The 10372-nt window shown below is 47.8% G+C and carries 8 protein-coding genes; 4 read left to right on the top strand and 4 right to left on the bottom strand.

Annotated features, from left to right (window positions below; translation table 11 throughout):
- Nucleotides 1-397 precede the first annotated feature (397 nt).
- Nucleotides 398-889: a DUF4168 domain-containing protein gene (locus tag ACUVJL_RS36400; RefSeq protein WP_445250264.1), complete on the bottom strand. Its 492-nt coding sequence runs from the start codon at nucleotides 887-889 to the stop codon at nucleotides 398-400.
- Nucleotides 890-1439: 550 nt separating this feature from the next.
- On the opposite strand from ACUVJL_RS36400, the gene ACUVJL_RS36395 reads away from it, so the two are divergent.
- The 3 genes from ACUVJL_RS36395 (at nucleotide 1440) to ACUVJL_RS36385 (ending at nucleotide 2897) form a co-directional block, all read left to right on the top strand.
- Nucleotides 1440-1709, top strand: a complete 270-nt coding sequence (locus tag ACUVJL_RS36395) for a hypothetical protein (RefSeq protein WP_445250263.1) — start codon at nucleotides 1440-1442, stop codon at nucleotides 1707-1709.
- 250 nt (nucleotides 1710-1959) lie between these two features.
- Nucleotides 1960-2385 (top strand): DoxX family protein, encoded by a 426-nt coding sequence (locus ACUVJL_RS36390; protein ID WP_445250262.1) that lies wholly within the window; start codon nucleotides 1960-1962, stop codon nucleotides 2383-2385.
- Nucleotides 2382-2897: a DUF4385 domain-containing protein gene (locus ACUVJL_RS36385; protein WP_445250261.1), complete on the top strand. Its 516-nt coding sequence runs from the start codon at nucleotides 2382-2384 to the stop codon at nucleotides 2895-2897. The genes ACUVJL_RS36390 and ACUVJL_RS36385 overlap by 4 nt, the downstream gene beginning before the upstream one ends.
- 99 nt (nucleotides 2898-2996) lie before the next feature.
- On the opposite strand, the gene ACUVJL_RS36380 is transcribed toward ACUVJL_RS36385, so the two are convergent.
- The 3 genes from ACUVJL_RS36380 to ACUVJL_RS36370 form a co-directional block, all read right to left on the bottom strand.
- Nucleotides 2997-3464, bottom strand: a complete 468-nt coding sequence (locus ACUVJL_RS36380) for a regulatory protein RecX (protein WP_445250260.1) — start codon at nucleotides 3462-3464, stop codon at nucleotides 2997-2999.
- Nucleotides 3465-3554: 90 nt separating this feature from the next.
- A complete protein-coding gene (locus tag ACUVJL_RS36375) occupies nucleotides 3555-3965 on the bottom strand; it encodes an AbrB family transcriptional regulator (protein WP_015177612.1) in 411 nt (136 codons plus the stop codon).
- Nucleotides 3966-5868: 1903 nt separating this feature from the next.
- A complete protein-coding gene (locus ACUVJL_RS36370) occupies nucleotides 5869-7572 on the bottom strand; it encodes a CHAT domain-containing protein (RefSeq protein ID WP_445250259.1) in 1704 nt (567 codons plus the stop codon).
- 1673 nt (nucleotides 7573-9245) lie between these two features.
- Here ACUVJL_RS36370 and ACUVJL_RS36365 point away from each other — a divergent pair.
- The coding region (locus ACUVJL_RS36365; RefSeq protein ID WP_445250258.1) for a calcium-binding protein at nucleotides 9246-10372 on the top strand (1127 nt) is incomplete at its 3' end.

The raw sequence follows: 10372 nt of genomic DNA, 5'->3' as shown, positions 1-10372 counted from the left end.
CCGCCCGTCCAAAAAGGACGGACGGGACGCCCATCCCACAAACTTGTGGAAGTTATTTAATTCTCATTCCTAAGCAAGAGAACCGTTGAAAAAGCTGATGCTGTCTGTCTATGTAATGTCTTTCCACAACCCTCATATTTTGTTTGGGTAGAAAACTTTTTTGGGTTGATATCCGGTAATGTACGGTTAAATCGAGGGATTATCTTATCTAGTGTCACACCTAGTCGGACAATAGTCATCTCTGTAAACCGCTCCCGTTCTTGTCTAATTACCAAATTTGGGTCATTTTGTCAAGCACTTTTTTAAATACGATATCGCTTTTTTCCAATATTTTTCCATACCGTCTAGTAACTCGAACAATAGAACGGGAGAGGCCCAAAGACTCAAACCCTCAAGCTTATTGATTGCCCGCTTGTTGCAGCCGCAGCAGCTCGGCTTGAATTCGCTGTTTGACTGCCGGATTCGCTTGCTGGAGCAAAGTGAGCTGGTTGAAGCGACTAACTGTCAAGCCATTAGTTTCTATAATTTTTTTAGCTTGTTGGCAGTAATTTACTACAATACCGCGAACATTTCCAGACAGCCGGTTGATTTCCTGAGTTTCGTTGCACACTACTCTGGGCACCGAGCCTCCTGCTAAGCCTTTAATTTCTTGAGAGGCTCCCTGCCGTCTGGGTTCTATTGCTAAGACGGAGCGAGCGTAGCTAGTAATTTCCTGGTTGCTAATCTCTTGAGCTTGGGCGGAGGCTCCGAAAACGAGGCTTGGGGATTGTCCGTACAAACCGGGCGCCCCTCCGAAGGCCAAAGCTCCTGCGGAAATGATGCCTGCAAACAGCGATTGTCGCAGCATCCGGTTTAGGCGAAATTTAGAGTTGTTGGTTGAGGTGTTCATGGTCGTCGGTGATTGCTTGCGTGTAGATTAAAATGACACAGCGCTGGGAGGCTCAATCTTTTTGAATAATGTGGTGGCTAAAAAGTTCCTGCCCTTGGTGACAATCTTTAATTCAAGCAGGATGGTTTGGGAGTTGCTATGGCGATCGACTTTTTAGCAAATTCCATAATTTTATCCATTGTAACATTTTTGGGAGGTTGACAAAACACAAATTTTATACGGTAATTAAAATTACAGACCGTTCCCGAATAGCCTCTACCCATAATTCTTAAAGCGAAAAATTAAATTATTCTAAAAGTCCTTGACAAAAAATACTCGCATTAATATGTCTTAATACGTCAAATTAAGGTACGCGCGAGCGCAGCTATCCCGCAGGGAATCGCCTGCAAGCCAAGGTCATAGGATTTTAGATTAAAGAATTAAAGAATTGAAGAATTGGGGATGACTTATTCTGTATGGGTTTGGAGTACGGGTCTACAGTTGCATTCTTTTTTTTAAACTGGTGTCAAGATTAGCAGCAATCGCACTCATCAATTCTATTGATGATTTAATGTTAAGCCCAGGCGGATTTGTCGATCGAGAAAATCCCCCGCTGGCGCGGGCTGCTGCCGGAACCCGAGCCGAAACCACAAATCAGGTTTTACTACCGGAAGATAGAGACAGCAGCAGGGAACTACACATTAAAATCTTGGTATCAAAAGGCCCGCTATCTGTTTTCTGCACTCAACCCGCAGACCTCCGATTCGAGTTCTCGCTTCCTCAAGTTTGGGGCTGCGAAAACTTGTCTGGGACTTACCCAGAAACCAGGTTTTTCTACTAAAGAAGATCTTTCAGCCACCAGCAAGAGTACACAAACCCGGAAACCGGGAATTTTTGTGTCGAGAGTGTTTTTGTAATCTCGATCGCAGATATAGCAATCCTCGCAGGAGTCGTAAATTTTTTACCCCACCCCAGCCCTCCCCTTACTAAGGGGAGGGAGTAAGAAATTCACAAATGATTTAGGATCGCTATAGCGATTTTGTGTAAGCATTCTCTGGACCAGTTAACAAATTATTAATTACCAATTGCCCATGAAAAGTCAAAAAGAAATTTGGCGAGTTATCCTCGCAGTAGCTATGTGTATTGTAGGCGTGCTGCACTTTACAGTGCCCGCACCTTTTATCAGAATCGTGCCGCCCCAGCTTCCTTACCCGGAAGCATTGGTTTATATCAGCGGTTTTTTTGAGATTTTGGGCGGAATTGGGTTGTTAGTTCCTCCTGTCAGCAGGGCGGCGGCGTGGGGATTAATTGCCTTGTTTATTGCCGTGTTTCCAGCTAATATCAATCAAGCCGTCAACAACATTCCGATAGAAGGGATTCCCCACAACCAATTACTGTATTGGTTGAGGCTGCCTTTTCAAGCTGTCTTCATTGCTTGGGCCTGGGTTTATACCCAACCAGACGAAGGTAAACCGCGGGCTTCTATAGTTCCAGATAGAACAGAAAACGCCCAATGAAGCAGTTCGACTACCATGCGGATTTTAAGAACATCGACTTTCGACAGCACCCGGAACTTTATCGGGTAGGGAAAGGAGAACAGGGAGTGCTGTTGGTGGAACCCTACAAAGGAGAAATTCTGCCTTTCTGGAGATTTAAGACTCCTGAAATTGCCAGGGAGTCCAGCAGCAAAATTTACTCCTTGTTTTTAGAGTATCTCGATCGCGAAGATTTTGTTGGAGCCGACATGGCCCGCAAGTTCTTGCAGATGGGGTACACTCGATCGCGTCGCTACGCCAACCACAAAAGCGGCAGAAAATACCAGCAAAACCCTCAAAAGCTCAAGTCTGTTGCAGACCAAAGCAGAGCTCGAAAAGATATTTTGCCGCTACAAGCAGATCCGGTGAAAGCAGAATCCGCCGCCATTTTTCAAGAGAAATGGATGCTGGCCAAAATCAACGAGAAATATCTCCAGCTTTTAGCCAGACACCGCCAGATGTACGAATCTTATTTAGTCAAGTCTGAGGATTGACATACAGTTACAAAAACTCAGAACTCACAATTTAGCCCCCAGCAGTGAAGTTGTGCTTCACTATCTGGGGGCTGCATCGATCGAGGGTTGTCCTATAACTTACTCATCTGCTTCTTCCGTCTGCCACTGTCGCCAAATTTCAAAGGCATTAAAACCCCTGTATTGCAGGTAATTCAAGACTTTGCCCTTGGTTTTCGGATCTGCTTTACCCCAAGTATCGATCTTGTATTTCCGCATGATTTTGGCTTTTAATTCCGCCAGTTTTTCTGCTTCGGAGTCCTGATTTTCGGCAATTTCTTCTTCCCAGACTTGCTCGAACAAATCGCTGGTAATTCCTTTTTGCAGGCACTTGCGCTTGATGGCGGACTTCCCGTATTTGCCTGCAGCAGAGGCGATCGAGTTTGCCACCAAGCGAGTGTCGGACTGATAGCCCCGGTCTTGAATTTGCGCGATCGCCTCCAATATTTCCTCATTGCCAAAACCTTTCTCTTGCCCCTTTTTGCGAAGTTCAGAGGCACTGTAGTCTTTGCGGGACAAGAGAAAATAGAAATAGTCAAGACAGCTCATCAGTTAAATCGAAGGGTGGCGCGCAAATACTCGTGTAGCGAATGCGAAATCCAGTCGCCTTGCCCGAGACTGACTGCATCGCGATCGCCTTTATTCTTCTGTATCCTCCTCTTCATCATCCAATTCCACATCCGGTCTGTCCACATCGATCTGAATCAAGCGAATGTGCTTGTATCCGAGCTTAATTTCAAACTCGTCTCCGGGCTTTAATCCCATTTCTTGGGTATAATTTGCCCCGATCACGATCGAGCCATTCTTGTGAACGCTAGCTCGATAACTCGCTTCTCGCCCGCGTCCGTCTGCTTTCGACTTCTCTAGCTCAATGCCCTTAGCAGCTAACACTGCATCGTAAAACTCAGCCAGATTAATCCGCGTTTCTCCACTTTTGCTGACCGTGAAGTAGCCGCAAAGCTTTGCAAGTTCTCTGCGTGGCAAATCGCTGCCTTTGATTTTTTGAAGCAGACCTTTTCCTGTTAAGGGTGCTGTAGCTGTTTCTGCCATTGACCGTACCTCGCTTATTGGACTTTACTTATATCAATTACAACACATTAGATTAACTTTGTTTCACTGTCAATACTAAGAATTCTGAATATTAAGATTCTGGATAAATTTCTGTGGCCTCAAGACCGGGGGTGCAAGTAAGGATACTCGAAGGGCGATCAATTTGCTGCTCGCGGCCCAAATGCTTGCGTAAGCCTCGGAGTGATCGCGCGGGGAATTATTGTCGCAAATTAAATGCTTTACTTTTTTACAGTAAAGTCTGTTCCCTGCATTCACCAATCCCCGATCGTGTCTAGGGTCAAGGTAAAAATAAGACAGCCATGAATCGAAATACCTAGAGGGCGGCCGCTGCAAATCTGCCGAAAGCAGTTACCGGCGCCCGGTTAACTTTTACCTCAACAAGGGGAGACAGCACTTGTTCTCGATGCCGCTGCCAGCTACTTGCAAAACCAGTTTACAAAAAGAATCCAACTGTAGGCAAGCTCCAAACCCTTATGGAATAAGTCATTCCCAATTCTTCAATGTAAAATCTAAAATCTAAAATCTAAAATCTAAAAGGGTATAAACCCTGTTTTTCGGGCCCGAAATCCCCTCAAAACCACAAATACCAACGAGGAATCTTCTATTAAGGTGTTCGGCATATAAGTTGCACAGAACGCAGTCTGGGGAAGGCAATCCGGTAAAAATTGAAGGAAATTTCACCTGTTCGTTGAACGGGTTTAAGCTAAAACCCGACTCAATGGGCGCGGTGGCAGAAACATCGTGCAGCCACCAGGAGGGGAATAGTTTCGATCGGGGGAGATTGCTTCGCGACTCTTAACACTTCGCCACGAATCAGTAGATTTCTAGGGGGAACTCGGGAAAATCTTCCTCGCCCGGCCCGCCCGGCAGAGAATTTGAGGTTCTTTCCACAGGGGAATTGAAAAAGACCGAGTTAAATGCACAAGAGCTTAAATGTTTGATGCACTACAAATTATCAGCAGTTCCCGGCATGGAGTTTCGGTGCAAATGTACTGGTTTCCACTTTCGGGCCTGCAAACTGCCAGACTCTCAAAATTTATGCGCAAGCTGTAGGGGCAGGTCAATCGATTTTAGATTTGAGATTTGAGATTAAAGAATTGAAGCATTGACCCCACGGATAAATTCGGGGGGCAAGTTTCTCGGATACAGGTTTTTTATTTCTGGACGGATGAATCCGGGGGCTTGTATCCTGGATGCTTTCGGTCAAACTCACCACCGCTTCCACAATTACTTATTGTGAAATATAGTAACCGCCCTGACGGTGAGGACGTTGTTAATTGTTGCAACTCTTGCTTTTATTGTCTTGTGGCGAATGACGAATGCTCCGGCGGCCGAATCAGCCCGCCCAAAAACGGATACAAGCCACTGACTACTGTCGTGGAGATCTCAAAATTTTAGACTCTTGTTCAAGGTCCCAGATTCATCTGTGGAGTAATAGCAAATCCGGGGAAAGCTACCCCTTTTATCATTCGGCGGTTGAAACCGCTGCATAGAGTCAAACTTTGGTCCGCCTCTGCGGACAAGCCAGATCGAGGGGGTATTTAAGCCGGATTTGGTATAAATCTCAAATCTCAAATCCTTCGACCCTCGCGCTCACGCCCCCGTCTCAAATCTCAAATCGACTGACGAATTCTATATCAAGCAGTCCCGGACTTACTCTCTCGACGAGAAACGGGGTTTCTTCCTAGATGTTCCGGTTGCCTAGCTTCTGATTTTGGCTAGAAACCGGGTTGATGAGCCGTGGCTTCCGAAATTCGATCGAGCAGCATACTTTGGATAACTTTTCCAGTGGCAGCCGGCAGCCAATTGCCAGCAACCACCTCCGCCTGTTTAGAGTCAGGGCAAGCAAGTCCAAACTCAGCACTGGGGGAGGTTGTTGCTTTTACTGGCGTTGTTGCAGGTAATTTTGGGACAGGGGAGTCCGTACCGCCGGCAGTAACTCTTCTGGTTTCGTGTCTCGGTGGTGCGAGTACCGCCACCCAAAAAAGCCAGCACTCAAAGCAAGAGGCAACAAGCAAAGCATCAGGGCCACAGATTTTTTCAATCCCGGTTTTTTTAACGGTTTCTGAGCCGGTGCCGCGGCGGAAATTGTTTGGATAACCGAAGACTCAGGATTAGGAATAGAGGACGGCTTCGCCATCGGTGAGTTTGGTGAATTAGCAGCCTCGGCTCGATCGTTCTGGTGAACCCAATCCCTGCGATCTTTTAATGGGTCAGGAAAATATTCCCAGACTTCGCCGTCAGAACTGTCTGACTCATGCGATCGATTGGCTGGCATTGGCGGGTATTGGGCGATCGCCGAAACCGAAGACGGCGCCTTCCATTCTGTACCCGCGACCGCCGGCTGGGTTCCCGACGTGATTATTTGCATCCGAGACCCAGATGCCGCGCTGTGGGCCAGGCCACCGATCAGATAGCCGTCAAAGTCGGGGTGCTGGTAGAGAATGGGCAAAGCCCAGTATAACTGGTGAGAACCGTAGGCAGAAATTAGTCCGGCTCTAGCTCTACTCAGGCTGAGATCGACTGGATAGCCTTGATTGAGGTTGCGGTAAAACAGTCGCGTGAGAGTTAGGGCTACATCGTCGGGGATGCTTTCTGCCATTGCTAGCACTGCCGGAATGCCCCGCTTGACTAGAGCTTCAGTTAAGTTGCGTTCCGGGCTGTCGTCCGCGAGGTCTGAGGGGTCGCCATAGGCGCCGCGGCAGGAGTTGAACACGGCCATCTGAATACCGTTGTTAACGAGCAATCCAGCTAAGTCGTCGCCACTCAAGGTTTCGGTTAAGCCGGTGCGACTGCTGACTAGGTAGAGTTCGCCACCTCTGGAACCTAAGTTGCTGTGGCCTGCGTAGTGCAGGACTTGGTAGTGTCCTTGTTCTAGGGCTTGGGTAAGTTGTTCTCGATCGGGCTGTTCGAGAATAGTCAGTTGAATTTCCGGGGAGTGGGGGCTGTTTTTGAGAGGGTTAGCGGTGCGGTTTTCGAGTTCTTGTTGCAGGTGGAGCACTTCTCGCTTGAGCTGCAAGCTGTCTCGATCGCTCGGAGAGGCGATCGCCATTAAAATTTTTAGCGGCCCCGGCTCAGGCAATATCCGGGTTTGTTTGAACAAACTTGTACCTGGTTGGTAGCGGGAAAACACCACATCGGTGCCGGTTGCCAAAGGGCGATCGCCGGCGTGCAGAACTTCCCACGGCAGCCGCGGCAAGTGCCGGCCTTTGAGTCCCAGCCGCAGTTGCAGCACTTCTCGGCGGTGCTGGGCGATGCCTTGAGCGCAAGTCCAGCTATCGCGCAAGTTTCCTTGAAACAGCCCGCTGTATAATTGTTGCCCGAGGGCTACTAAATTCGGCGCTGAGCTGTTTCCCGACGAGCGCGAGATTCCGCGACCAGGAAAACTGCTTCCCTGTAATGCTTTTCCTTGGAGCAAGCCCACCAGCGGGTCGTTCATCAGTTGAGCAGAGAGTGCAAGCCATTCGTCGATCGGCCAGCGGACTTGTTCTTCTGCTAAGGGTACACCGGGTGCAACCCTTTCTGTCCGCACTAGATATTCGTCGTCCCCAACTGGGGTGACTGAGAGTTGAAATTCCTGGCTCACGGATTTAGCGCCCTCCCGCCTTAATTCTGAATTTGCCTGCGTTTTTGCGACTAGCAATAACGAGCGGCAAAATTATTTTTACTCTTTGAATGAAAGTTTCTGAATGCGCTTCCCCCGATCGGGCGAGCGCTGGGGTCAAATATATTTGTTCAAACACCTTGAGGCTATAAAAGTTGTACTTTAATAACAGTTTATTAGTTTTTATTGCTCTGTGGCTCAGTGAAAGCCGAAATTTCTCGAATCTTGCTATCTTTAACATTTTGCACCTCTACCGCAGACCCCTTTAGATTTGTCGCGAACTTGAGTTTCTCATTGCTGAGTAAAGTTAAATTAGAGGCACTTTACCAGGCGGATCTCAAGTTCTTATTAAAATTACTTCGGCTCTCGCCAACCGGTTTCAGGGCAATATTGGAGGCAAAGTTGAGTATTTTTTTTTTGTGGCGATCTGTCGATGAGTCCTTACCGCTTATCCTCTACCACCAACCCCCCATCTGAAATCTTGATTTTGTGTCAATTAATTAATTGGTCAGCCCTGGCTCCTCATCCGTAAGCCCTTCGCCCTCATCCGTAAGACCTCAGTGGCGATCGGTAATCGATAGTTGACCATCGATAATTGCTAATCGAGTCTTGCTAATTTACCACTTTTATGTTATTGATTTTTTTTATTTAACTGTCTTAATCTAGTTAAAGTTCAGCAGGAAAAATAAAGTTAAGGAGCCAAGAATTCTCAACAATACAACGCCCAGCAAATTATTCCCGTCCTCTCCAGGAACAATCATTTTTATCATGTAGAGGACTAACCCTCATCAAGCTGGTTTCTCGGAGAAATATGGGATTTGGCAGCGAAGCCTCTACAAAGCAACCGGGTTTCTCAACCCCGCCGTGCGTCATTCCCGCTCAAAATGCCGATCGAGCTTACAACTTTAACCAAAAATAACTCCTGCGTTTATTCCTGTTCGTTTCTGAAGCTTACAATCTCTATTGAGATAAATAGATTTTTCCCTAGCTATTTTTTTTCTTAAAAGAAAAGCTTTTCATTTGGCTCGGCTCGGTAAAATCGAGACAAAATTAGGCGACTGAAAATTAAAACAAATAGTTGCCCGGGCGAACTATCTAAATTTCTAATTAGTCATCGGGAACTAAAAAGAGGAGGGTGCTGTCGTTTAGGAAAGAATCTCAAATCCTACGTCAGGGAAGGATTTGTCCGAGCTGGGAGTGTTACCCTACTTCAATGCACCCAGCCTCGATCGCAAGAAAAGCAAGGGTAAAATTTTGGGGTTCAAGGTTTTGGGTAGTTATCTGGGAGTTGTAAGTTGCGAGTTGAAATTCAGCTAATTCACTGTAGAAATTACGTATAAGCTCTACAGTTAAGGCCACTTGGGCGCAGCTTACTGTAGAAATTACGGAGAACATCTCAAAGGCTCGGCGCTTCGGCGCAGCACTTACGGTGTAGGTGGTGGGTCAATTAATTTTGGTGCGCGATTGCAGAATATAAAACTCGCAACTGAGAGAAAAAATCCCTTGCAGTTTAAAAGGCATCTATAAGATAAAAATGAGGAGATCAGCCCCTCTAGCAGACGAAAGCATGAAGTGAGAATTTTTTTTTTCTGCTGTATCCTGTTTGCTGATAAATTGAATCTAAGAAGCTAACCAGTGTGTGGGAAATATCAACAATGGCCGAAGAAATCTTGTTAGAAACGGTACCGGAAACACCTTTGCTCGATCCAGCAGATGATACAGGAATTCCTGAGATGACAGACCCCAATTGGATGTTTACTACACCGCTCCCCGTCGCTCCAGAAGAGTCCGAGGACGACGAGTTAGTCAAGTTAATTGAGAAAAATATTGAGGCAAAGATCGCCAGCGAGATTGGCAGCAGCGCCGGTAACGGCAAAGGTGCGAATCAGTCTAACGGCGCATCAGAAAATGGCGTTGAGGATAACAGCAAAAGTGCTAAACTTAGCTTCCCCTTACCCGATGATGATGATGATGATGACAGCGATCGCCGCCGGACGATCGAAGGTAGCGATAACGATGACTTAATTGTCGCCACCGACGATCAGGATAAGATATTCGGCAAAAAAGGCAAGGACAGAATCAAAGGAAACCGTGGCAAAAAAAATAAAATCTACGGCGGTAAAGATGACGATGATTGCGAGGGCGGCGATGACGACGATGAAGTAAGGGGCGATCGGGGCAACGACAAGGTTAAGGGCGGCAAAGGCGACGACAAGCTTAACGGCGGTAAAGATCAGGATACTATCTTGGGCGGTACTGGCAACGACACCTGCGATGGCGATGACGGCGATGACTTGGTGTACGGCAACGAAGGAGAGGATGACGTTGACGGCGGCGAGGGCAACGATAGCGTCTACGGCGGCAAAGACAACGACGATTTCGAGGGCGGCGAAGGCAACGATATCGTCAGAGGCGATCTGGGCGAGGATGACGTTGACGGCGGCGAGGGCAACGATACGGTTAACGGCGGCAAAGATAACGATACCGTTAGCGGCGGTGCTGGCAGCGACAACTGTGGAGGCGACGACGGCGACGACAACGTTAGCGGTGGCACCGACAACGATACCGTGATGGGCGGTGCTGGCAGCGACAACTGTGGAGGCGACGACGGCGACGACAGTGTTAGCGGTGGCACCGGCAACGATACCGTGATGGGCGGTGCTGGCAGCGACAACTGTGGAGGCGACGACGGCGACGATACCGTGATGGGCGGCATCGGCGACGATACCGTGATGGGCGGTGCCGGCAGCGACAACTGTGGAGGCGACGACGGCGACGATAC

The organism is Microcoleus sp. OTE_8_concoct_300, from assembly GCF_031383065.1.
Taxonomy (GTDB): Bacteria; Cyanobacteriota; Cyanobacteriia; order Cyanobacteriales; family Microcoleaceae; genus Microcoleus.
This window is presented reverse-complemented; position numbering and strand designations above follow the sequence as displayed.

Coding starts and splice junctions, on each gene's coding strand:
- ACUVJL_RS36400 (WP_445250264.1), bottom strand. CDS start 889: ATGAACACCTCAACCAACAACTCTAAATTTCGCCTAAACCGGATGCTG.
- ACUVJL_RS36395 (WP_445250263.1), top strand. CDS start 1,440: ATGTTAAGCCCAGGCGGATTTGTCGATCGAGAAAATCCCCCGCTGGCG.
- ACUVJL_RS36390 (WP_445250262.1), top strand. CDS start 1,960: ATGAAAAGTCAAAAAGAAATTTGGCGAGTTATCCTCGCAGTAGCTATG.
- ACUVJL_RS36385 (WP_445250261.1), top strand. CDS start 2,382: ATGAAGCAGTTCGACTACCATGCGGATTTTAAGAACATCGACTTTCGA.
- ACUVJL_RS36380 (WP_445250260.1), bottom strand. CDS start 3,464: ATGAGCTGTCTTGACTATTTCTATTTTCTCTTGTCCCGCAAAGACTAC.
- ACUVJL_RS36375 (WP_015177612.1), bottom strand. CDS start 3,965: ATGGCAGAAACAGCTACAGCACCCTTAACAGGAAAAGGTCTGCTTCAA.